Annotated in this window: 22 protein-coding genes and 3 pseudogenes; 13 read left to right on the top strand and 12 right to left on the bottom strand. The window is 70.2% G+C overall.

Translation table 11 applies throughout. The annotated features are described in order from the left end of the window. The 5 genes from R6V09_RS18465 to pyrE all read left to right on the top strand — a co-directional run. On the top strand, positions 1–200 hold a 200-nt coding region (locus tag R6V09_RS18465; RefSeq protein WP_442810084.1), incomplete at its 5' end, for an alpha/beta fold hydrolase. A gap of 74 nt (positions 201–274) precedes the next feature. Continuing rightward, positions 275–757: a MarR family winged helix-turn-helix transcriptional regulator gene (locus R6V09_RS18460; RefSeq protein WP_317882503.1), complete on the top strand. Its 483-nt coding sequence runs from the start codon at positions 275–277 to the stop codon at positions 755–757. Between the two features lie 54 nt (positions 758–811). Then, positions 812–1,561, top strand: coding sequence for a maleate cis-trans isomerase family protein (locus tag R6V09_RS18455; RefSeq protein WP_317882502.1), 750 nt, complete (start codon positions 812–814; stop codon positions 1,559–1,561). A 136-nt stretch (positions 1,562–1,697) separates the two neighbouring features. Beyond that, positions 1,698–1,991 carry a hypothetical protein gene (locus R6V09_RS18450; RefSeq protein WP_317882501.1) on the top strand — a complete coding sequence of 98 codons (294 nt, stop codon included), beginning with the start codon at positions 1,698–1,700 and terminating at the stop codon, positions 1,989–1,991. A 6-nt stretch (positions 1,992–1,997) separates the two neighbouring features. Next, positions 1,998–2,525, top strand: coding sequence for an orotate phosphoribosyltransferase (gene pyrE / locus R6V09_RS18445; RefSeq protein ID WP_317882500.1), 528 nt, complete (start codon positions 1,998–2,000; stop codon positions 2,523–2,525). An 11-nt stretch (positions 2,526–2,536) separates the two neighbouring features. Here the strand turns inward: pyrE and R6V09_RS18440 are convergent. Continuing rightward, positions 2,537–2,958, bottom strand: a pseudogene (locus tag R6V09_RS18440) (alkylphosphonate utilization protein). Between R6V09_RS18440 and R6V09_RS18435 the strand changes: the two are divergent. Continuing rightward, the gene (locus R6V09_RS18435; RefSeq protein ID WP_317882505.1) at positions 2,902–3,483 is read left to right on the top strand and encodes a hypothetical protein; all 582 of its coding nucleotides are present in this window, start codon (positions 2,902–2,904) and stop codon (positions 3,481–3,483) included. The pseudogene R6V09_RS18440 and the gene R6V09_RS18435 sit on opposite strands and share 57 nt — an antisense overlap. Here the strand turns inward: R6V09_RS18435 and R6V09_RS18430 are convergent. Continuing rightward, positions 3,460–4,347, bottom strand: coding sequence for a helix-turn-helix domain-containing protein (locus R6V09_RS18430; protein WP_317882499.1), 888 nt, complete (start codon positions 4,345–4,347; stop codon positions 3,460–3,462). The two genes, R6V09_RS18435 and R6V09_RS18430, sit on opposite strands and share 24 nt — an antisense overlap. A 125-nt stretch (positions 4,348–4,472) precedes the next feature. On the opposite strand from R6V09_RS18430, the gene R6V09_RS18425 reads away from it, so the two are divergent. Next, on the top strand, positions 4,473–5,858 hold the full coding sequence (locus tag R6V09_RS18425) for an MFS transporter (RefSeq protein ID WP_317882498.1): 1,386 nt from the start codon (positions 4,473–4,475) through the stop codon (positions 5,856–5,858). Positions 5,859–6,014: 156 nt separating this feature from the next. Here R6V09_RS18425 and R6V09_RS18420 read toward each other — a convergent pair whose 3' ends face one another. Together R6V09_RS18420 and R6V09_RS18415 are read right to left on the bottom strand one after the other, a co-directional pair. Further along, positions 6,015–6,167, bottom strand: a complete 153-nt coding sequence (locus tag R6V09_RS18420; protein WP_317882497.1) for a hypothetical protein — start codon at positions 6,165–6,167, stop codon at positions 6,015–6,017. 248 nt (positions 6,168–6,415) lie between these two features. Next, a pseudogene (locus tag R6V09_RS18415) lies at positions 6,416–6,792 on the bottom strand (transposase); the annotation flags it as partial. Between R6V09_RS18415 and R6V09_RS18410 the strand changes: the two are divergent. Further along, positions 6,788–7,084 (top strand): annotated as a pseudogene (locus tag R6V09_RS18410) (HNH endonuclease); the annotation flags it as partial. The pseudogenes R6V09_RS18415 and R6V09_RS18410 sit on opposite strands and share 5 nt — an antisense overlap. 454 nt (positions 7,085–7,538) lie before the next feature. On the opposite strand, the gene R6V09_RS18405 reads toward R6V09_RS18410, so the two are convergent. Further along, complete coding sequence (locus R6V09_RS18405) at positions 7,539–8,117, bottom strand: cysteine dioxygenase (RefSeq protein WP_317882496.1); 579 nt, start codon at positions 8,115–8,117, stop codon at positions 7,539–7,541. After that, on the bottom strand, positions 8,114–8,545 hold the full coding sequence (locus tag R6V09_RS18400) for a hypothetical protein (RefSeq protein ID WP_317882495.1): 432 nt from the start codon (positions 8,543–8,545) through the stop codon (positions 8,114–8,116). Before R6V09_RS18400 ends, R6V09_RS18405 begins: the two co-directional genes overlap by 4 nt. A 179-nt stretch (positions 8,546–8,724) precedes the next feature. Between R6V09_RS18400 and R6V09_RS18395 the strand changes: the two genes are divergently transcribed. Further along, the gene (locus R6V09_RS18395) at positions 8,725–9,741 is read left to right on the top strand and encodes a LacI family DNA-binding transcriptional regulator (RefSeq protein WP_317882494.1); all 1,017 of its coding nucleotides are present in this window, start codon (positions 8,725–8,727) and stop codon (positions 9,739–9,741) included. A gap of 48 nt (positions 9,742–9,789) precedes the next feature. Here the strand turns inward: R6V09_RS18395 and R6V09_RS18390 are convergent, their stop codons facing one another. Continuing rightward, on the bottom strand, positions 9,790–10,188 hold the full coding sequence (locus R6V09_RS18390; protein ID WP_317882493.1) for a hypothetical protein: 399 nt from the start codon (positions 10,186–10,188) through the stop codon (positions 9,790–9,792). A gap of 212 nt (positions 10,189–10,400) precedes the next feature. Between R6V09_RS18390 and R6V09_RS18385 the strand changes: the two genes are divergently transcribed. Beyond that, positions 10,401–10,694 carry a hypothetical protein gene (locus R6V09_RS18385; RefSeq protein ID WP_317882504.1) on the top strand — a complete coding sequence of 98 codons (294 nt, stop codon included), beginning with the start codon at positions 10,401–10,403 and terminating at the stop codon, positions 10,692–10,694. Positions 10,695–10,771: 77 nt separating this feature from the next. Here R6V09_RS18385 and R6V09_RS18380 read toward each other — a convergent pair whose 3' ends face one another. Further along, complete coding sequence (locus tag R6V09_RS18380; RefSeq protein WP_317882492.1) at positions 10,772–12,091, bottom strand: DEAD/DEAH box helicase; 1,320 nt, start codon at positions 12,089–12,091, stop codon at positions 10,772–10,774. A 255-nt stretch (positions 12,092–12,346) separates the two neighbouring features. On the opposite strand from R6V09_RS18380, the gene R6V09_RS18375 reads away from it, so the two are divergent. Then, positions 12,347–12,841, top strand: coding sequence for a peptidylprolyl isomerase (locus tag R6V09_RS18375; RefSeq protein ID WP_317882491.1), 495 nt, complete (start codon positions 12,347–12,349; stop codon positions 12,839–12,841). A 202-nt stretch (positions 12,842–13,043) separates the two neighbouring features. Here R6V09_RS18375 and R6V09_RS18370 read toward each other — a convergent pair whose 3' ends face one another. After that, positions 13,044–13,406, bottom strand: a complete 363-nt coding sequence (locus R6V09_RS18370) for a hypothetical protein (protein ID WP_317882490.1) — start codon at positions 13,404–13,406, stop codon at positions 13,044–13,046. A gap of 485 nt (positions 13,407–13,891) precedes the next feature. On the opposite strand from R6V09_RS18370, the gene R6V09_RS18365 reads away from it, so the two are divergent. Continuing rightward, on the top strand, positions 13,892–17,593 hold the full coding sequence (locus tag R6V09_RS18365) for an nSTAND1 domain-containing NTPase (protein WP_317882489.1): 3,702 nt from the start codon (positions 13,892–13,894) through the stop codon (positions 17,591–17,593). Between the two features lie 95 nt (positions 17,594–17,688). On the opposite strand, the gene R6V09_RS18360 is transcribed toward R6V09_RS18365, so the two are convergent. After that, positions 17,689–19,005, bottom strand: coding sequence for an amidohydrolase family protein (locus R6V09_RS18360; RefSeq protein WP_317882488.1), 1,317 nt, complete (start codon positions 19,003–19,005; stop codon positions 17,689–17,691). 78 nt (positions 19,006–19,083) lie between these two features. Beyond that, positions 19,084–20,286, bottom strand: a complete 1,203-nt coding sequence (locus tag R6V09_RS18355; RefSeq protein WP_317882487.1) for a trans-sulfuration enzyme family protein — start codon at positions 20,284–20,286, stop codon at positions 19,084–19,086. Positions 20,287–20,438: 152 nt separating this feature from the next. Between R6V09_RS18355 and R6V09_RS18350 the strand changes: the two genes are divergently transcribed. Next, positions 20,439–20,882: an Lrp/AsnC family transcriptional regulator gene (locus tag R6V09_RS18350; protein WP_317882486.1), complete on the top strand. Its 444-nt coding sequence runs from the start codon at positions 20,439–20,441 to the stop codon at positions 20,880–20,882. 9 nt (positions 20,883–20,891) lie between these two features. Here the strand turns inward: R6V09_RS18350 and R6V09_RS18345 are convergent. After that, positions 20,892–21,401: PhzF family phenazine biosynthesis protein (locus R6V09_RS18345; RefSeq protein ID WP_317882485.1), on the bottom strand; the 510-nt coding region annotated here is incomplete at its 5' end.

Raw genomic sequence — 21,401 nt, 5'->3', positions numbered from 1 at the left:
CCTCCGTGCCCGGGCCCACGGCACTCCTGTACGGCGCGGACAGCCCGGTCGTGACCGCGGAGGGCGCGGCGGAGGCGGCCCGGCTGCTGCCGTCGGCCGTGCTGGCCGAGGTCCCGGACGCCGGCCACATGCTGTTCTGGGACAACCCGCTCGCCGCACTCGCGGCCCTGCGCCAGGTGCTGCACCCGATGCTGGCGTGACGTCGGCGCGCGGGTTCCCGGAGATCGCAGGTCCGGCCGACGACTCGATCAAGTGCCGTGCTTAAGTGGGCTTCATGGGTGACGAAACCACAGCCCCGACGTCCACGCCTCCCGGGCCTCCCCCGGAGCTCACCGCTGCGCCCGGCTACCAGGTCCGCCGCCTCTACCAGGCGTATCTGGCGGTCTGGATCCGTGCCGTCGACCCGACGCTCACGGGCCCGCAGTTCGCCGTGCTGCAGGCCGTGGACGCGGCTCCGGGGAGCGACCAGCGGTCCATGGCGTCAGCGGTCTCCCTGGACACGTCGACGATGGCGGACGTCGCCCGGCGCCTGGAGAACCGGGGCCTGATCGTGCGCAGGACGGCCGCGGACGACGGCCGGCGCAAGCTGCTCTATCTGACGGAGGAGGGCGAGCAGACCCTCCACGACGCGAACCTCCGCGCCCGACGGCTCGACGAGCGGCTGCTTGAGCCGTTCGGACCGGAGCAGCGCGAGCACATCATGCACCTGTTCACGTCCCTCGCCGACCACTGGGAGGGACTCACCGAGGGCTCCTGACTCCGCGGCGGCGGCTTCCGGATCCCCGGTGGCCGACCACACCCGGAGGATCCCGTGACCGATCACCACATCGGCATGATCGTGCCCAGCTCGAACCTGACCATGGAGACGGAACTGCCGCGCATGATGCGGCAGCGGGAGTCCCTGGTTCCGGAGGACCGGTTCGTCTTCCACAGCAGCCGTATGCGCATGCGGCACGTCACGCCCGAGCAGCTGCGCGCCATGAACGCGCAGACCGGGCGAGCGGCGCTGGAACTGGCCGACGCCCGGCCCGACGTGGTCGTCACGGCCTGCCTCGTGGCCATCATGGCGCAGGGGCCGGGGCACCACTGCACCGCCGAGGACGAGATCACCGGAGTGCTGCGCGCCGAGGGTTCCCAGGCGCCCGTGGTGTCGAGCGCGGGCGCTCTGCTCGACGGCATCAGGGCCCTGGGAGCCGGGCGGGTCGCGATCGTCACGCCGTATCTGAAACCGCTCACGCAGCTCGTGGCCGACTACATCGAGGACGCGGGCATCGAGGTGGTGGACGCGTTGAGCCTGGAGGTGCCGGACAACCTGGCCGTCGCCCGCCTCGACCCCGCCGACCTGCGCGAGCACTGGCGGCGCCTGGACCTGTCACGGGCCGACGCACTCGTGCTGTCCGCCTGTGTCCAGATGCCTTCGCTGCCGTCGATCCAGCCGGTGGAGGAAGCGGCGGGACTCCCCGTGCTCTCGGCGGCCACCGCGACGGCGTACCGCGCCCTCGTCGAGCTGGGCCTGCCCACGGTCGTTCCCGGTGCGGGCCGCCTGCTCAGTGGTGAATGACGGTGATCCGCTGGCCCGGGGCAGCCGTTCGCCCACTCGCTGAACGGGCGGCCGGGCCCGCCGCTACGGGGGAAAGCTGCGGACCCGGCCGGTACCCACCGTCGCACACCTGCCCTCCCGTCCGCAGGAGTTCACCGTGCCGGCGTCATCCGCGTTCGCGGGCCGGTACTGGGACCAGGGACTCCAGCGCGATCAGACCGACATGGACAACAAGCACAAGCAGGTCGGCATCGTGGTGGGCGATGCGGACGATCCACGAGAAGGCGTTCGTGATCGCCCGCCCTGCCCGGATCGACCCACGACCTCGCTGCTGCCCGGCACCACGGGAGCACCGACGCGCTCACCGAGGCGGGATGGCGAGCGGCGGTCCATGGCCTGGTTCCGTGGCGGGAGCCGGTGTCCTGGCGGGGACGGGCGGCTGGAAGACTGAACGCCTGTGACACATTCTGATCTTGCTCGCCGTATCCATGCCGCCTCTCATCTGACGGGGCGTTTCACGCTTCGCTCCGGACGCACTGCCACGGAGTACTTCGACAAGTACCGGTTCGAGGGCGACCCGGTACTGCTGGACGAGATCGCCCGGCAGATGGTTCCGCTGGTGCCCTCCGGCACCGAGGTCCTGGCCGGCCTGGAGATGGGCGGCATCCCGGTGGTGACCGCGCTCGGCCGACATACGGGCCTGCCCTGCGCGTTCGTGCGCAAGCAGGCCAAGCCGTACGGCACCTGCCGTCTCGCCGAAGGCGCGGAGGTCGAGGGCCGTCGGGTGCTGGTCGTCGAGGACGTGGTCACCAGGGGCGGGCAGATCGTGCTGTCGACCGCGGACCTGCGTGATCTGGGGGCTCAGGTTTTCGAGGCTCTGTGCGTGATCGACCGTGAACAAGGCGGCGCCGACACCCTTGCGGCCAAGAGCATCGGGCTGTTGTCGCTGCTGACGGCCGGAGATCTGCGGGCTGCTGCCACCTGATCGGTGGGCGGTCAGTCCGTACTGTCGCCTGACTCCGTCGTAATGGCTCCTCCCCGGCGGCCGGCCCGGACGGCGAGCTGCATCGCCCCGAAACCGTCGATCCTGCAGTCGATGTCATGGCCGTCGACCCGTCGACCAGCCGGATGCTGCGCACCTACGTGCCGGCCTTGATTCCCGAGGGACTCCCCTTGACCGTGAGTGCCTTCACCACGACGACAGAGTCGCCGTCCTGCAACACATTGCCGACGGCATCCTTGACCACCCGCTCACCGTGGAGGTCAGGAGCACCCGGAGGATTCCTGTTGGCGGATCTTGAGGCTTCAAGACCGGCCGGGCATTGGACAAGTTCCCCCGGATCGTCGCCGCCGTATCGGATATGGCACAGCGGTTCTGCACCGTGCTGGACTGCGTCGACATCGGCTTCATCCCCCATGGCACCCTCGATGAACTGCCGCTGCCCTCCCGACTCGGCGCCACCCGCGTTGGCGGGATCGATCTGAACAAGCCCCGGATCCGCGCCGTGCCGGCCGGAGTCCTGGCCCTGTCACCCGCCCCCGGCGGCTTCACCGCCGCCGATCTGACCGCCGAGGTCACCGCGATGCGTGGCATGGACGGCTACACCACCCGCCAGGCCGCCTACGACCTGCGCAAACTCCGTGGCAAGGACCTGGTCGACGAACCCGGCCGAACCCGGCACTACCTCGGACCACCCGCAGCCGCCCGCATCATCGCGGCTCTGACCACCCTCCGCGACAGGGTCATCAGCCCGCTACTCGCCGGTGTCACCGAACCCCGACGGCGATGGCCCCCCGCCACCTGGACCACCATCGACCGGCACTGCCGGACCCTCCGCTTGGAGATGATGGCCATGTTCACCGAACTGGGCATCGCCTGCGGACAGACAACATTTCGTCGACCGGGATTTCGTAAGCGCCTAGCCCTGTCTCCGGGAGGGTGAGACGGGCGCCGTCTCGCCGGAACCGACGGACGGGCCGGAGGCGGCGAGGTCGAGGAGCGTCATCTTGTCGTGGTCCGGGCTGCCGGGCGGCGCCATGTAGATGACGAGGCGCTGGCCTTGTGCGCGGTTGAGGGACAGCCCTTCGTGCGAGAGCGTCATCGTGCCGACCTTCGGGTGTCGGAGCGTCTTCTCGCCGTCGCCGATCGTGTGCACCTCGTACCGCTCCCAGAGCCGGTTGAAGTCGGGGCTCTTGACGATCAGCTCACCTACGAGTGCGGCGAGATCCGGGGCATCCGGATCGGTGCCGGCGATCGCCCGCAACTGGGCGACACACCCCTTGGCCTTCTGTTCCCAGTCCGCCCACAGCTCGCGGGCAGCTGGGTGCAGGAAGGTGTACCGGACGGTGTTCCGCTGCCGCTCCGGCCAGTCGGCGATGCCGTGGAGCAGCCGCAGCCCGCCGGGATTGGCCGCCAGCAGGTCGTTGGTGCGGCTCACGACGTACGCCGGGTTGGGCCGGAGCGTCTCCAGAAGCTGCGTGACGGTCGGACGGACCCGCCGTGACGGCAGGGGACGGGGCTCGGGCGCACGCCGCGCCGCCCGCGCCGCCAGCTCGTGCAGGAAGCCGCTCTCCTCCTGGTTGAGGCGGAGCGCGTCGGCCAGCGCCTTGACCACGGAGGGGCTCGGACGGGTCTCCTTGCCGCGTTCCAGACGGATGTAGTAGTCGATGCTCACACCGGCCAGCGCCGCCAGCTCCTCCCGGCGCAGACCCGGCGTACGGCGCGTGCCGGTTCCGGCGGGCAGTCCGACGTCTGCAGGGCGTACGTCGCCACGGCGAGCCCGCAGAAACTTCCCGAACTCAGTCATGTCGTCATTCTGCCAGCGTGTGATCAAGCGCCCAGCCCGGAGCCTGGCCCTGCTACACCCACCTATGGCGCACCCCGGAAGATCACGGTCTGCCTCGCCCTCGCGAGCCTCACCAGTCTGGACGGATGACCACTCTTGAACCAGCCCGCGCGTCACAGGATGCCCGGCAACGCACGGCCGCACCGAAACTGATCCTGGCGACCACGTTCATGGGCATCTTTCTGCTCAACCTCAACACCATGGCGATGAACGTGGCGCTGCCCGGGATCGGGCGGACCTTCGGCGGCAGTACGGCGGGACTGCAGTGGATCGTGGACGCCTACACGCTGATGTTCGCCGCACTCTTGCTTTCCGCGGGCACGCTCTCCGACCGCATCGGGGCGAGCCGCGCGTTCGGCGCCGGCGTCGCGGTCTTCACGGTCGCCTCGGCGGCCTGTGGACTGGCGCCGGGGCTGGGCGAGTTGATCGCCGCCCGCCTGATCCAGGGGAGCGCGGCGGCGATCATGCTGCCGTCCTCGCTGGCCCTCGTCAGGCAGGCCTTCCCGGACGCGGCCGAACGGGCACCGGCCATCGCACTGTGGACGGCTGGCGGAGCCGTCGCGGTTGCCGCCGGCCCGGTGGCCGGCGGGGTGCTGTCCAGCACTCTGAGCTGGCGGGCGATCTTTGTCGTCAACCTGCCCGTCGGCATCGCCACCCTCGCGGTGTTGACCCGCGCGGAGCGCTCGCCGCGCCGTGCCACGCCGCTCGATCCGTACGGCCAGCTCACGGCGATCGTCGCGCTCGCGGCGCTCACCTTCGCGGTGATCGACGGAGGGGAGAACGGCTTCGGCGAGCCCGTGGTGCTGGGCTGCCTGGGGCTCGCCGTAGTGGCGACGGCGGCGTTCATCATGATCGAGGCGCGTACCGCCGCGCCGTTGGTCCCGCTCGACCTCTTCCGTTCGCGCACGGTGACGGTTTCGGTCGCGATCGGCTTCGTCGGCAATGCCGCGTTCTACGGGCTGGTGTTCGTGCTGAGCCTGTTCTTTCAGGACGTTCTGAACCTGTCCGTCATGGCCGCGGGGCTGATGTTCCTACCGATGATGGCCGTGATCGCCGGAGCCAACCTGGCCTCGGCCAGGGCTGCGGCGCGCTTTGGGCCGCGGATGCCGATCGCCGTGGGACAAGCGATCTTCGCGCTGGCGATGTTCGGCCTGCTCTGGATCGACGAGGGCACCAGCAGACCAGTGATCGCGGCGATGCTCATCCCGGTCGGCCTCGGCCTGGGTTTCTTCGTACCTTCCCTGACCGCCATCCTGCTGAACGACATCGCCGCAGATCGGGCCGGAATGGCCGCCGGGATCCTGAACTCCTTCCGGCAGACGGGCGGCGCGCTCGCCGTGGCCGTCTTCGGAGCCTTGGTCGCGGACCGGGGTGAGTTCATTGTGGGTCTGCGGGTCGCCTTGTGCGTCGCGGCTGTGATGCTGATGGCCACCACGGTCGCGGCCCTCATGCTGCCGCGCGGCCGTAGCTGACGGGACGGTGACGGGGATGTCTGGCCCGGGGCCCGGTAATGAACTCAACCTGTGGGAGCCGAGCGGCGCACGTCGTGAGGGCGCTCCTCACCTCGCCTCGGCCGGGTAAGGGGCACCCCGACCTTCAGATCGGCCAGGTCCTGTCTCCTTGACCGTTCACAGGCCGGGGCGTTGCAGGCGGTCCATGGTGGTGCCATCAGGATTCCGCCCAAAGACGGCCTTTAGAACGGTGGGGAGGTCTTCCTCGGGGACCATGGTGCGCACGTCCGCCAGAACCTGGGGAAAGTCGTCATCGTCGATGACGCCCATGTGCTCCTGACGGAGTTGGTAGATGATCTCGACGAGCTCTGGTCGCAGCCGGATCCCCGTCAGGGACGATTGCGGTCACGAGAGTCCGTTGCCCAGCCACGAGATCCAGTTCCAGATACCACGCGTCATCGGGCACGGAGTACATCGCGGTGATCGCGTAGCCGCCGTCGGGGTGTCGAAAGACCATTGCCGCATGCTGCCACGCTGGACTGAGGACGTGGCTCTCCAAATTACGCGGTCCGACGGCCCTACCCCCAGGCCCAGATGAGGATGGCAGCGAAGTAGAGCGCTGCCCGATAGGCGATGGCGAGCTTGTCCGTTCGCACGGCCAGCCCCGCCACTGCTTGAGCCGGCTGATGCATCGCTCGACCGCGTTGCGCTGCTTGTACGCCTCTGCGTCGAAGGCGGGCGGCCGGCCCCCCGAACGGCCTCTGCGCCGACGATGACCGGCCTGGTCGGACGGCTGGGGAATGACAGCGCGGATCCCGCGGCGACGGAGATTCTTCCGGATCGCGCGTGACGAATATGCGCGGTCCGCCAGAACGGCGTCCGGTCGAGTTCTCGGCCTTCCCGGCCCAGTCCGCGGCACACGGATACTGGCCATGACTGCTTCGAAGGCCGTGCACTGGTGGGCCTTCGGCGGACCGGACGACGTCGACAACGGACTGTGCCTGTGCTCCCTGCACCACAAGCTCTTCGACAAGGGAGTCCTCGGCGTCGACGACAGCCGTCGCATCCTGGTCTCGCAACGCTTCGTCGGCCACAGCACCGCCGCACGCGAGCACGTCGTAGCACTCGCCGGACGCCCGGTCATCGGCCCGCAGTCGGCCGCACGCCCCGTCGCGGACGACCACCTCACCTGGCACACCAGCCAGGTCTTCCACGGCACCCCACGCCTGGCCCCGCCTCCTGCCTGACCGGCTCACCGCCGAACCCCGCTCTTCCACGTGCTCCTGCAAAGGCTGCCTTCCGGCCAACGCTCGCTTCCCGCGCTCGGCCACTCATCAGCCGCCAAGAGGGGTCGTCCACACCTCGGAGCCGACACCGTGCCCCTAAGACCGGTGAACCACGGTCAGCAACGGTGCGATCCTGCGCTCCCGAGCGCCACACCCGAGCACGTATGTCCGGGTCGGAAGCTATCCGGCTCTCCCCAAGTGCCCTCGTTTCCCAAGCTGCGAGCGCGAGTTCGAGTCAGCGCCGCCTACTGCGATGACTGCAAACCTGACCAGGGCCCGCCCTGGTTCGGTCGAGCGCGCCTAAAAGGCCCAGGTGGCTGTCTCCGCGTGAACGGTGGAGGGACGAGCAGTTCGTGTTGGGGCCGAACCATGACGTTCTACGGGACGGGGTCAGCAGCGAACCGCATGAGTCGGGTCAGATCATGTCGTCCAGTGGACGCAACTCGTCGGCGTAGGAGACCGAGGTACGACGGAGGATCCCGTTGCGCGCGACCGTGTACTGACCCATCCGCCCCAGCGGCGGCGAGTACGTGTGGATCGACACGCTGCCGGCATCGCGTCCGGTGAGCCGGTGGATGTGGTCCGGGCCGAAGCAGAAGACCTGACCGGCCAGCACCTCGGTTGCCAGGCTCGGCACGCCGACGGCCAGATTGTGTTCGACGAGCGCGCCCTCGGCCACCGCCACGGCACCGGACGAAATATCGTGATCGTGCCAGCCGGTGTCGTTCCGCGGCGTCCAGCACAGCACCCAGACATCGACGTGGGCATCCCGGTGCAGCGAGACATAGTGCCGATTGTCGTCGTCGAAGGCGACGTGCTCACGCCAGCTGTCGGGGTCCGCGGCTATCGACGAGGCCAGCTCCAGCAGTTCCCGCTTGTCCAGGTCGCGCCCCGGGAGCGCGTCGAGGGTGACGGCCGCCCGCACTCGATGCCACGGTTCGGCATCGCGGGCGGCGGCGGTGTCGAGGTCGTGGGACGGAAGCGGTGCGGTCACGGTCGTACTCCTTCGGGCAGGTGGGATGGATTGCTCACGCGTACGGCGTGCTCTGCGGCCACGCCGAGTTCGGGGCCGACCGGGATGGCGCAACACAGGTCGCCACCCCGGACCTGGGCGTCGACGCGCAGGAAATGAGCCACCGCGTCGAGCGCCCCGCGGCCGTACGACGAGGTGTCGACGCAGACGCACGGGTCGAGCCGGAGTGGGCAGCCGCCGCGCATCGTGAACCGCTTGTGGTGGACGGGGCCTGGACCGGCCGCAACGACGTAGCAGATCCGCAGTTCTCCAGCGACCTCGGAGTGGCCGTCGAGGTCGCCGGTGTCCGAAGGCCGATGAGCCGGCCGGAATGCAGCAGTGCCGTCCGTCCGCCGAGCCGGGGCGTGCGCGTGCGGATCCTCAACTGCTCGACGAGGGCTTCCGGACACAGGTGTTGGTGAATGTCGGTCGCACCGTGCTCGCTCATGCCGTCTCTTTGGTTAAGCGCTTCAGTGATGCGCTCCAGTGAAGCGCTTAAGTGGAGGCGGTGTCAATGCGCGCCGGGAGGCCGTTCCGCTTCGGGCGACGGGGGCGGCTGCCCAGTTCATCGAGTCGTTACACTGACGACGTGCCAAAACAGCCGCGGCGGATCACCCTGCGCGACATCGCGGAGGAGACCGGGCTCTCCGCCGCCGCGGTGTCGTACGCGCTCCGCGGACTTCAGGTACCGCCCGAGACCCAACGGCGTGTCCGAGAGGTGGCCGATCGGCTCGGTTACCAGGCGGACCCGATCGCCCGCGCTCTGGCCTCCGGGCGCACGGGGTATGTCGGGGTGCTGTGCGGGTCGCTCGCCGACGTCTGGCAGCAGGATCTCGCCGCTGCCCTGGGCCGTAGGTTTCTCGGAGTCGGTCGGCACGCTCTGATCGTCGACGCCTCCAACGACCCCGAACTTGAGGCGACGCTCGCCTCCCAACTGGCCGACCAGCGGGTGGACGCGCTGATCGTGCTGCCGGTCGACCCGGCCGCCGCACACTGGAAGGAGGTCGCCCGGCGGACGGTGCTGACGTCCATCGGCGACGGGTTGCCAGGGGCAGCCACCGCGGCGGAGGTCGTCTTCGACAACGAGGCCGGGGTCACCGACGCCTTCCACCGGCTCGTCGACTGCGGTCACCGGAGGATCGCCGTCATGACTCCGAGCCGGCCCACCACCCCCGACCGCCCCGCCGAGGTGATCGCCCATCGGGTCGCGCGGAGTCTCGGGCTGGACGTCACACTCCACCCTTCGCCGCACGATCTGGAGGGCGCCACCGCGGTGGCACGGACCGTACTGGGCTCGGCGAATCCGCCGACCGCGTTTCTGTGCCTGTCCGATTCGATGGCCTACGGCGTCTACGCCGGGGCCCGGGAGCTGGGACTCGAAGTACCCGATGACGTCTCGGTCATGGGCTTCGACGACCATCCGCTGTCACGGCTGTTGACGCCGCCGCTGTCCAGCTACCGGTGGCCGGCGGACCTGCTGGTGGACCTGGTGGTCAAACGCACGGTCAGAGCGATCGACGAGGACAAACTCAGCCGCCGCAAAGTCCTGCCCCCGGAGGCGAAGCCACGCGGTTCGGTGGCGCCGCCGAGGACCGCACGCCGGTAGGGCCGAGGACCGCATTTCCCGGGAGTGCCGACGGCGTGCAGTCGTCCTTCACCGGTGGCAAGGCTGGCCCGGACGGTGATGCGCGGGTTGCGGGCAGCGGGTACGGCGAGGGTGCGGGACTGCTTCGTGGCCGTGGCGTCTCCGCTCACCGAGAGGCTTGTGACGGCGCGGCCGCAGGCGGCCAATGCGTAGTGGTGGCCGTTCGGGGACACAGGTCCACACGACGCGGCCGATTCCGTCGGGCAGGTCCTGTTCGGCGAAGTCCCAGTTGCTGACGGCGCGTACGCCGGTGTCGCGCAGCGGCTCCAGGGCGCAGGCCTTGCGGGCCCGGGCCAGCAGGCCCTGGGGGCCGGTAGCCTCGTGGGTCCGGCGGGCGGTGGCCGTGTCCGGGCAGAAGGACGAGGTGCGCCGGACGGACCGGATCGCCGTGAATCCCGGGACGGTCACCGTTCCCCGCCGCCGGACGAGACGTCCGCACGGGCACGCGGACGCTTGCCCACCGGGCGCGAAGAGTGAACCGCAGCGGTGCCGCACCTCCGTACGCTCTACGCCCGGTCCCTGTCGCGCAGGACGATGGCCGGGCCACCACCGCCGGCGTCCCAAGCTCGCGGGTGCCGGGGCCGGTCGCACACGACACGAGCGAGGAGCGGACATTGGCTGTGGTGATGTTCATGCGCTGGACGGGTGTCACCCCCGAGCAGTACGACACAGTTCGGGACACCGTGGGCTGGGAAGAGGCGTCCCCCGCGGGCTCACAGGTCCATGTGGCCTGGTTCGACGACCAAGGACTCAATGTGACCGACGTCTGGGACTCCGAACAGGCCTTCCAGACCTTCTTCGCCGAGCGACTGGCTCCCGCCGTCGAGAAAGCAGGCATCACCGGTCAGCCCGAAAGTGAATTCCGGCCACTGCATCGCCGCTTCGTCACCCCCGGAGTCGTCGGCGGCGCATGACCGCGAGTTCCAGGGCTGAACCGGAATCTGCCGACGAGTACGGCCCCGGCCCCGCGGTCTCAGTGCCGTCCGCGGGGTCAGCGGCTCTTGCGTACCCGGGCCGCCGCTCGGGCTTCCGCGGTCTTGCGGGCCTCGGCGGCCTTGCGGGACTCCTTGGCCGGTCGGCCCGGGCGGGTGCCCAGGCCGCGGAAGGGGGCGTTGCCGCTGGTCTTCGTCCCCGTCGGAGGGCGCTTGGCCCCGGTGATGGCCGTCAGTTGTTCCTCGCCGGAGCGCACCTGTGTGACGGTCGGCCGGATGCCCGCCTCGGACATCATGCGGTTCACATCACGCCGTTGGCCGGGCGTGACCAGGGTGACCACCCTGCCGGACTCCCCGGCACGCGCCGTGCGCCCGCCCCGGTGCAGGTAGTCCTTCGCGTCGGCCGGCGGGTCGACGTTGACGACGAGGTCGAGCGCGTCGATGTGAATGCCGCGAGCGGCGACGTTGGTGGCCACCAGCACGGTGACCTCGCCGTTCTTGAACTGGGCGAGTGTGTGCGTGCGTTGCGGCTGTGACTTCCCGCTGTGCAGCGCGGACGCCCGCACGCCACTGGCCCGCAGGTGACGGGTGAACTGGTCCACACCGGCCTTGGTGTCCAGGAACATCAGTACGCGGCCGTCCCGCGCTGCGATCTCGGTCGCCGTGGCGTACTTGTCGGCGCCGTGGATGTTCAGTACGTGGTGCTCCATCGCCGGGACCGAGCCGGCGACCCCGTCGACCGACGCGAGAACAGCGTCGTGGAGGTAGTCCTGGACCAGCGGGTCGACGTCGCCGTCGAGCGTGGCCGAGAAGAGAAGCCGCTGCCCGTCGGGGCGGACCTGGTCCAGGAGGTCCGAGACCTGCGGCAGGAACCCCAGGTCGCACATCTGGTCCGCCTCGTCCAGCACGGTGATCCGTACCTGGTTCAGGTGGCAGTCGCGGCGCGACACCAGGTCGGTCAGCCGGCCCGGCGTCGCGATGACCACTTCGACACCGGTCCGCAGCAGCGCCGACTGCCGGTTGATCGACAGGCCGCCGACCACCGTCGCCAGCCGCACACCCATTGTCCGCGCGTACGGCACGAGCGCGTCGCTCACCTGCTGTGCGAGTTCCCTGGTCGGCACCAGGACCAGCGCGAGCGGCCTCTTCGGCTCCGCTCGCAGGCCTGCGGTCCGTACGAGCAGCGGGAGCCCGAAGGCGAGTGTCTTGCCGGAACCGGTCCGTGCCCGGCCGAGCACATCGTGGCCGGCCAACGCGTCGGGCAGCGTGGCCGCCTGGATCGGGAAGGGCTCCGTCACCCCGAGGTCCGTCATCGTCGCGACCAGCTCGGGTGGCAGCCCGAGCGTGGCGAAGGAGACGGTCGGCGGCTTGGCGTCCATGGGAACCTTCCTCGGTCTGCTGCCCGCAATGCGCCGGGGCCCGCACCCCTTGGTACGGGCCCCGGCGATCTCGAAGCGTTCTCCCACTTTATCAGCGGACACCCACACCACCTGCAGGTCCGCTCCACCGACAGTGAGGACGTCGGGTCTGTGGATAGAGTTCTGCTATCAGGGCCATTTTGAGGTAACCGTCCGGCGTTCGGCACACTGCTGCGCCGGGCAGTGTGCAACACACTGAAAGCGACAGAATTTATTATGAGCAACGTCTACTTCGACATCACCATCGACGGTGCCCCCGCGGGCCGCATCGTCTTCAGCCTCTTCGACGAGGTCGTCCCGAAGACCGCCCGGAACTTCCGAGAGCTGGCCACCGGGCAGAACGGCTTCGGCTACGCGGGGTCCGGCTTCCACCGCGTCATCCCGCAGTTCATGCTGCAGGGCGGTGACTTCACCAACCACAACGGCACCGGCGGCAAGAGCATCTACGGCGAGAAGTTCGCGGACGAGAACTTCGACCTGAAGCACGACCGCCCGTACCTGCTGTCGATGGCGAACGCCGGCCGCAACACCAACGGCTCGCAGTTCTTCATCACCACCGTCGTCACCTCGTGGCTCGACGGCAAGCACGTCGTCTTCGGCGAGGCCGTCCAGGGCCAGGAGATCATCGACAAGATCGAGTCCCTGGGCTCGCAGTCGGGCTCCACCAAGGCCAAGATCGAGATCGCCGCGTCCGGCGTCGTCGAGGGCTGAACCGAACCCGGCGCGGCAGCAAAGTGACTGCGCGCACCGGGCCGCGAGTTCCGGAGCCCGGGCCCCGGGGACGAAGTCTGGTCCCCGGGGCCCGGGCTTTGTCCGCGCCAGGTCGGACGCCCCCCGTCGAGCGGACGGCGTCAGGCGGTGGCCGGACCCCCGTCCCAGCCACAGGCACCGACTTCCGTCGCCCGGGGTTCGGTCACCAGGGGTAGTAGTACCAGGACGTGCAGGAGGTGTTGGCGCCGCTCACTCCGGCACAGACTCGTGCGCGGACGATGTAGCCACCGCCGGTGGGCGACTCCCCTCCGCAGCCGCTCTTGCTGCCGTTGCCGTCTCCCACGATGTCGGTGACGCCCCTGCTGGTGTAGTACTGGGTCCGCACCCCCCAGTTGTCGGCGTTGGTGTCGCAGGCATAGACATAGTTCCCGCCAGTGGTGACCACGCCATAGCCGCGTCCGGTGAGCACGATCGCCGAGTCCGCCGATGCGCTTTCGGTCATCAGGCCCAGTGCCGCGCATGCGGCGCCGGTGGCCAGCAGGCCGCACTTCACCTTGTGGTTCATTTTCACGGGTATCCGCCTTTCGTCGTCGACTTGTCCATGTGTCGTCACGTCCTCGGACGGCACGGTGGTCCGCTGGGAAACCCGACCACCGTTGGCGCCGGCCCCGCTGGACTGCCTGCCACCGATTCCAGGGGCCGCGCCGTTGATTGGCAGCCCGCTCACCGCACAGGAATCAACCGCCGCGCCGGTGGCATGGGAAACCGGCGCCGCTCGCGCTCGACAGCACCGCAGGAGCCGTAGCTGCGCCCCGTCGCGGTCGGCATCGCCCGTCCCGCCTGCGAGGTCGGCATTGATGGCCGCGTCGGCCGGGGCTGCCAATCAACTCGGGGCTCAGTGGGATGGATGCTCGACCGGCAAGTGTCTGGTGCGGTGTGCCGGTGTACTGCACGGTGGATCCCCTTCACAGGGGCGCCACCGGGAACGCGATGTCGAGCAAGCGCCGTAGGACAAGCACTGTCTGATGCGGCGCAAGGGGGGAGAGACACATGGGCCGTCCTGAGAGTCCGCTGGATCCGGAGGGCGGGCCTGTCCAGCGTTTCGCCCACGGGTTGCGCGTGCTGCGCGAGGAGGCCGGCAGGCCGACGTACCGGGCCATGGCCGAGGGTGCCGGGTACACGGCCCCGACCCTGTCCGAGGCCGCCGCCGGTGAGCGGCTGCCGTCGTTGCCCGTGGTTCTGGCGTACGTGGCCGCGTGCGGCGCGGACGCCGCGGAGTGGGAGCGGCGCTGGCGGGAGGCGGAGCGGGAGGAGCAGGAGCAGCCGCTGGTCGATGACGGTGCGCAGGCCCCGTATCTGGGTCTGGCGCGTTTCGCGACCGGTGACCGCGACCGGTTCTTCGGCCGGGACCATTTGACGGCCGACCTGGTGCGGCTGGGCGGGGCCCACCGTTTCGTGGGTCTGGTCGGTATGTCCGGCAGCGGGAAGTCCTCGCTGCTGCGGGCCGGGCTCGTCCCCGCGCTGCGGCAGGAGGCGTCACCGGCACGGCGTCCCGCGGCCATCCGGATCCTCAGTCCCGGTGAGCGGCCCGCGACCACCCACTCCCCCGCTCTCGTCCCCGCGGAGGGGGACGGGGACACCTGGGTGCTGGTCGACCAGTTCGAGGAGGTCTTCACTCTCTGCCACGACGCCGGTGAGCGCACCGGGTTCATCGATCAACTGCTCACCGCGCTGGACGCGAGCAGCCGGCTGCGGGTGGTGGTCGCGGTCCGGGCGGATTTCTACGGCCGCTGCGGCGAACACCGCGGTCTGGCCCGGGCGTTGCAGGCGGCCAATCTGCTCGTCACGCCGATGAGTCGGGAGGAGTTGCGCGAGGCGATCGTCAAACCTGCCGCGGCCCACGGCCTGGTCCTCGAACGTACGCTCACTTCGCGGATCATCGACGAGGTGGCCGACGAGCCCGGTGGTCTGCCGCTGATGTCCCACGCGCTGCTGGAGACCTGGCGCCGCCGGCGCGGCAAGACCCTGACCCTCAAGGGTTATGAGGCCTCGGGCGGCATCCACGGCGCCATCGCCGGCACGGCCGAGCAGGTGTACACCCGTCTCGGCCCCGAGCAGGCCGCCCGGGCGCGCCGCCTGCTGCTTCGTCTGATCACCCCCGGTGAAGGCGCCCAGGACACCCGCCGCCCCACCCCGCACAGCGAACTCAACCCGACCGGTACCGAGGACACCGATCTCGTCCTGGAGCAACTGGCCCGCGCCCGTCTGATCACCCTGGACAACGACACGGTCGATCTGGCCCATGAGGCGCTCATCACCGCCTGGCCGCGGCTGCGTGACTGGATCGACACCAGTCGCGAACTCCTGCGCAACCACCGGCGATTATCCGAAGCCGCCAGGGTCTGGGACGAGCTCGACCGCGACCCCGGGGCCCTCTACCGCGGCTCGCGGCTGGCCGCCGCCGAGGAAGCCTTCCCCCCGGAGCAGCGGGATCAACTCACCCCGCTGGAGCACGCCTTCCTCGCCGCCGGCCTCGACGCCCGGGACGAGGAGCACGCCACCGCCACCCGCAGAACCCGCCGACTGCGCACCCTGGTCGCTTCCCTGGCCGTCCTGCTGGTCCTGGCCCTCACGGCGGCCGGGCTCGCGTACAACCAGCGGCAGTCCGCCGTCACGGCCCAGCGCGCGAGCCTCTCCCGCCAACTCGCCGCCCAGTCCACCGCGTTGCTGGCCGGCGACTCGGACCTCGCCTCGCTGCTGGCCGTGCAGGCCTACCGCACCAGTCCCACTCGCGAGGCCACGATCAGTCTCTACGCCGCCGCCGGTGTACCGCTCGAACGGCGCGTCGACACCTCTTCCGAAGTCGTCCACGCGGTTGCCTTCAGCCCCGACGGGAGGACCGTCGCCACGGCCGCCGGCGACAATGCCTTGGGCAAGGACACCGTACGGCTGTGGGACACCACCACCGGCCGTAAGCAGGCCACCGTGATCAGCTCCGCCAACGCCGCCATCTGGTCCCTGGCCCTCAGCCGTGACGGAAAGCACCTGCTCACCGCGGGGGTCACGGGGGTACGGGTGTGGAACGTCGCGACCGGACGGCAGGAAGAGCGGCCTTCGCTGTCGGACAGTCGCTTCGAGGCGGTGGGTTACGTGCGGGGGCGGGCAACGGCTGTCAGTAGCGCCGGACATGTGTGGGACGTGGCCTCCGGCCGCGTCACGGCCACCCTCGCCGCCCCCTCGGCGACCGAGATGCTGGTGGCCTTCAGCCCGGACGGCCGTACCGTGGCCACCGGCCGGCACGATCGCAAGGTCTTCCTGTCCGACCCCGCCACCGGCCGGCTCCGGGCCACGCTCACGACCGATGCACTGGACTCCCTGCAGTCAGTGGCGTTCAGCCCGGACGGACACACCGTCGCGACAGGCAGCGATTCAGGGGCCGTACGGCTGTGGGACCCGGCCACCGGGCGCGCCGAGACAAGCCTCACCGGCCATACCGGCTCCGTGCGGACCATGGCCTTCAGCCCGGACGGCGGTGTTCTCGCCACCGGCAGCGACGACAGCACGGTACGGCTGTGGGACGTCGCCGGCCGCCGGTCCGCAATCACCTTCACGGGCCATACGGCCGCCGTGGAATCGGTCGCGTTCAGCCCGGACGGCAGCACACTCGCCTCCGGCGCGGGCGACGGCTCCGTACGACTGTGGGACGCCACCAGCCGCAGGCCCGAACGCACCCTCACCTGGCCCCTGGAGGGAGGCCAACCATCGTTGGCCCTCAGTCCGGACGGCGGCACCCTCGCCTCCGGCGACGCCTTCAGTGCGGACCGTGACGGCGATGTACGGCTGTGGAACATGAGGACCGGCGCCGTCCGTTCCGTGCTCCCGGCCCACCTCTCCAGTGGCACGACATCCCTCGCCTTCAGCCCCGACGGCGACAGGCTCGCGACTGCCGACGACGCGGACACCGTACGGCTGTGGAACCTCTCCACCGGCCGGCAGAAGACGCTGGCCGAAGCAGGTACGGCGGTGGCCTTCAGCCCCGACGGTTCCACCCTCGCCGTGGGCCGCAACGACGGCACCGTCTCGCTCCGGGACGCCGTCACGGGGCGGACGAAACACGTCTTCCGGGACAACCGTCGCGAGGGGACGCAGATGTCGTTGCTCTTCAGCCCCTCGGGCAGGATGCTCGCCGTCACCGGTGCTTTCAGCAAGGTACGAGTGTTCGACGTCGTCGACGGACGGCCCGCGTTCGTCCTGAACGCGGGTGGCTCCAGTAGTGCCGCCCGGTCGTCGGGGCTGGCACGAGCAATCGATCAGTCGAACGACACCGTGCTGTCGGTCGCCTTCAGCCCCGACGGCGACAGGCTCGCGACCAGCAGTGACAACGGCACGATACGGCTGTGGAATGCGGCCACCGGGCGGCTTGAGGACACGTTCACGAAGGCGGGGACCCTGGTGGCCTTCAGCCCCGACGGCACCACCCTCGCCACCGGCGACGACGACGGCTCCGTACGGCTCCGGGACGTCTCCACCTGGTACGCGCGGACCACGTTCATCGGTCACACCGGCGCGGTGCGCGCGCCCTGGCGTTCAGCGCCGACGGGCGCACGCTGGCCAGCGTCGGGACCGAGGGGAGCATACGGCTGTGGAGCGCGGCGCTGCCCGGCCCGGGAGCCGTCATCCGCACCATCTGCAGGGCCGTGCACCGGGACATCACCGCGCAGGAACGGTCCCTGTACCTGCCTGCCCGAGTGACCGGCCCGGTGTGCCGGGACACCGAATGACCGCGAACAGTGAGCAGGGCAGGGGCTGCGGGCGGGCCGTCGTACGCCGTGCACCGCCGAGTGCTCCTACCTCGCTTCAGGGCGCGGACGCCAGGTGCCGTCGAGCGGGATGCCGGCGGCCTCGGCGATCCGGTTGCGTGAGGCGAGGAGGCGGGAACGCAGGGCGGGCAGGTCGACTCCCACGAGGACCCCGTCGCGCTTGACCACGCGGCCGGCGACGAGGACCGTGTCGACCAGACCGGGGTGGCCTGCGCTGACGAGGGTGGCGGCCGGGTCGGTGACCGGGAAGACGGTCAGGTCGTCGGTGCGGAGCAGGATGATGTCGGCGTCCTTGCCGGGCGTGATGCTGCCGACCCTGGCGTCGAGCCCGCACGACCGGGCGGCGTCGACGGTGGTGAACTCCAGCAGGTCGCGCGAGCGCAGGCCGCCGTCCAGGCCGCGCTGTACGGCGAAGGCGGTACGGAGCGTGGAGAACATGTCGCCGCCGACCGAGGGGACGTCGTCGACCGACAGCGTCGGACGCAGGCCCGCGGCCAGCACCCGGCCGGTCATCGGCCAGCCGAACCCCATCTTCAGCTCGACGTCCGGGCTGATCGACACCGAGCTGCCCGCGTCGGCGAGCATGCGCAGCTCTTCGTCGCCGAGCCCGTTGGCGTGCACGAAGGTGGTGGTGTCCCGCAGCAGGCCGTGCTCGTGCAGATCGGCGACCGGACGCCGCGTACCGTCGCCGCCGCTCGCGCCGTCGCCGTCGACGTGCAGGCTGGTGCGCAGGCCGAGTTCGGCCGCCAGCTTCAGTTCGCGGGCGACGGTGTCCATGCTGGTGTCCTCGGGGCCGCGCAGCCCCAGCGCCATGGTGACCAGGCCGTCCCCGGACAGGTCGGCGCGGACGCGGCGGATGTCGGCGTCGACGGAGTCGGCGGTGCCCCAGCCGGCGCCGAGGCAGAAGATCGACCGGCCCGGCGCGTCCCGCAGTGCGGCGACGGCGGCGTCCTCGTGCGCGTGGCTCTGCGCGACGTGGTACCAGTCCAGCATCGTGGTCACCCCGGAGTGCAGGGCCTCCAGGCGGCCGAGCAGGGTGCCCGCGTAGACGTCCTCGGGCTGGTAGTGGGGCTTCACCGTGCCGTGCATGGCCACCGCCCACTCGGGGAACGTCCAGTCCGCGCCGACGCCTCGGAACGCGGTCTGCCAGGAGTGGCGGTGGTTGTCCACGAAGCCGGGCATGACGATCCGGTCGGTCGCGTCGATCACGTCGGCGTCCGGTGCGTCGATGCGCTCGGCCACCTGGACGATCGCACCGTCCTCGATCAGCACGTCACCGCGTTCGAGGTCGCCGACAGCCGGGTCCATGCTGACCACGGTGCCGCCGGTGAGCAGGGTTTTCATCGTAGTTACTCCTTCGCGGACGTTTCGGGCGGTTCAAGATCATGTTGTGGCAGGCGGTGAGGGTGGGCGAACCGTTGCTCAGGCGGTCGGGGTTCCGGTCGTGGTCGCGGTTCCGTCCAGCACCGCGTCCGCCGCGGCGAGTGCGTCGGCGACCAGGTCGGCCGTGTCCTCCGTGCCCGCGGCGAGCCGGACCAGGCCGAGCGGGACCGACTCCGCTATCTGTTGCTCGCTGAGCATCCCGCGCCACATGGACGCGGGATGCACGGCCAGGGATTCCACGCCGCCGAGGCTGGCCGACCGGCGGGGGTAGCGCAGGTGGCCGAGGAAAGCGTCGGCCATCTCGAACCCGCCGGTGAACTCGATGCCGAGCACCCCGCCGAAACCGCTCATCTGGTCCACGGCCAGCTTGTGCTGCGGGTGGGTCGTCAGACCGGGATAGTGCACCTTCGCCACCGCCGGATGCCCGTTCAGGGCCTCCGCGAGCGCCAGACCGTTGGCGTTGTGCCGGGGTACCCGCAGCGGCAGGGTGCGTATGCCACGCAGCAGCAGCCATGCGTCGATCGGGCCGAGCGTGGCACCGGTGAGCAGGCCGACGTCCCAGACGCGGTCCAGGATGTCGGCCGATCCGGCGAGCACTCCGGCGGAGACGTCCGAGTGGCCGTTGAGGTACTTGGTGGCGCTGTGCCAGACCAGGTCGATGCCGAAGTCGGTCGACCGCTGGTTCAGCGGGGTGGCGAAGGTGTTGTCGGCAACGGTCAGCACGTCGTGCGCGCGGGCGAGGTCCGCGACGGCGCGCAGGTCGGTGATCTGCAGCAGCGGGTTGCTCGGGGTTTCCACCAGGATCAGGCGGGTCTGCGGGGTCAGTGCCCGTGCGAACGCCTCCGGGTCGGTCTGGTCCACCAGGGTGGTCGACACGCCGAGCCGCGGCAGCAGGTTCAGCAGCACCGATGCCGTGCCGCCGTAGGTGGACTTCTGCCCGATGACGTGGTCGCCGGCGGACACCAGGGCCAGGACGGCCGTGGTGAGCGCGGCCATCCCGGACGCGGTGACCATGGCCGCCTCGGTGTGTTCCAGTTCGGCGACGACGGCCGCGACCTGGGCGTGGTTCGGGTTGCCGAAGCGGGTGTAGAAGTCCTTGCCCCGTGGAGCGACGGCGCCCTGCGCGAACGTCTCCGCGTCCTCGGCCGAGAACGCCGCCGTCTGGTAGATGGGCGGTGCCACGGCACGGCTGGGGTGGACTTCACGATCGGCGTGAACGGTGATGGTGCTGTTGCCCGGCATGGCTGCCCTCCGTGGACCGTCGGTGTGACTCCTTGAAGCGTGACCGACCGACCCTCCGATGTATCCGGATCTCGGCAACTTTGGCAGCAAATTGCGCTCAGTACGGGCGCAGGATTGTGCTAGGCAATCTCTGGGAGCAATAATCTGCCACCATGGATGAGGTGGACCGGTCGATTCTGGCCGTACTCGAACAGCACGGCCGTATCAGCAACAACGAGCTCGCGGCCCGGGTGGGGCTGTCGCCGTCCCCCTGCCTGCGGCGCGTGCGTCAGCTGGAGGAGGCCGGGGTGATTCGGGGCTACCGGGCGCTCATCGATCCGGCCGCGGTCGGCCGTGGTCTGCGGGTGTTCGCGGGTGTCCGGCTGATGCGGCACACCCGCGCGGACGTGGTCGCGTTCGAGAGTGCCGTGACCAGGCTGACCGAGGTGGTCCACGCCCACCACATCACCGGCAACTTCGACTATCTGCTCCAGGTCGAGGTGGCCGACCTGCCGGCCTACGAGGACTTCCACGCCAACCAGTTGGCGAGCCTGCCCGGCGTGGCCACGGTGACCAGCTACGTCAGCATGAAGACGCTCTCGTCCGACACCGCGTGAGGGTCACGGTCAGAGGGTGATGGTGCCGCGGACGCAGATGGTGGCGGCGCCGCTGACCCAGACGGTGCCGTCCGGGTCGGCGGTGATCTCGATGCTCGCGGCCCGTCCCAGTCTGGTGCCCTGGGAGACGCGGTAGGAGGAGGGTGCGGCGCCGGTGGAGGTGAGCCACTGGCCGACGCCGGCGTTCATGCTGCCGCAGGCCGGGTCCTCGGGCACGTCGACGGCGGGGGCGAAGGTGCGCATCTCGAAACGGTACGGATGCCCGTCGGGGTGGGCGCCGATCGCGCCGACCATCGCGGTCGGGATGAGGGAGAGGTCGGGTTCGAGGGCGAGGACCTCCTCGGCGGTGGGGAGTTGGAGCACGGCCCAGCCCGGACCGTTGTCGACCCACTGGTGGGCCACGACCCGGTCCCGCGTGATGCCGAACGCGGCCGTGATCCGGTGCAGGTACTCGTCGTCGAGCGCGCCCTCACGCACCCGGGGCGGAGCGGCGAAGGACAGGGTGTCCGCGCCGCGCCG

Source organism: Streptomyces sp. W16, assembly GCF_033194735.1.
Classification (GTDB): domain Bacteria; phylum Actinomycetota; class Actinomycetes; order Streptomycetales; family Streptomycetaceae; genus Streptomyces.
This window is presented reverse-complemented; position numbering and strand designations above follow the sequence as displayed.

Excerpts from the sequence above, each read along its gene's own strand:
- R6V09_RS18435 (WP_317882505.1), top strand. The coding sequence starts at position 2,902 with ATGGCACAGCGGTTCTGCACCGTGCTGGACTGCGTCGACATCGGCTTC.
- R6V09_RS18360 (WP_317882488.1), bottom strand. The coding sequence starts at position 19,005 with ATGAAAACCCTGCTCACCGGCGGCACCGTGGTCAGCATGGACCCGGCT.
- R6V09_RS18460 (WP_317882503.1), top strand. The coding sequence starts at position 275 with ATGGGTGACGAAACCACAGCCCCGACGTCCACGCCTCCCGGGCCTCCC.
- R6V09_RS18365 (WP_317882489.1), top strand. The coding sequence starts at position 13,892 with ATGGGCCGTCCTGAGAGTCCGCTGGATCCGGAGGGCGGGCCTGTCCAG.
- R6V09_RS18420 (WP_317882497.1), bottom strand. The coding sequence starts at position 6,167 with ATGGGCGTCATCGACGATGACGACTTTCCCCAGGTTCTGGCGGACGTG.
- R6V09_RS18380 (WP_317882492.1), bottom strand. The coding sequence starts at position 12,091 with ATGGACGCCAAGCCGCCGACCGTCTCCTTCGCCACGCTCGGGCTGCCA.
- R6V09_RS18355 (WP_317882487.1), bottom strand. The coding sequence starts at position 20,286 with ATGCCGGGCAACAGCACCATCACCGTTCACGCCGATCGTGAAGTCCAC.
- R6V09_RS18425 (WP_317882498.1), top strand. The coding sequence starts at position 4,473 with ATGACCACTCTTGAACCAGCCCGCGCGTCACAGGATGCCCGGCAACGC.
- R6V09_RS18350 (WP_317882486.1), top strand. The coding sequence starts at position 20,439 with ATGGATGAGGTGGACCGGTCGATTCTGGCCGTACTCGAACAGCACGGC.
- R6V09_RS18430 (WP_317882499.1), bottom strand. The coding sequence starts at position 4,347 with ATGACTGAGTTCGGGAAGTTTCTGCGGGCTCGCCGTGGCGACGTACGC.
- R6V09_RS18370 (WP_317882490.1), bottom strand. The coding sequence starts at position 13,406 with ATGAACCACAAGGTGAAGTGCGGCCTGCTGGCCACCGGCGCCGCATGC.
- R6V09_RS18375 (WP_317882491.1), top strand. The coding sequence starts at position 12,347 with ATGAGCAACGTCTACTTCGACATCACCATCGACGGTGCCCCCGCGGGC.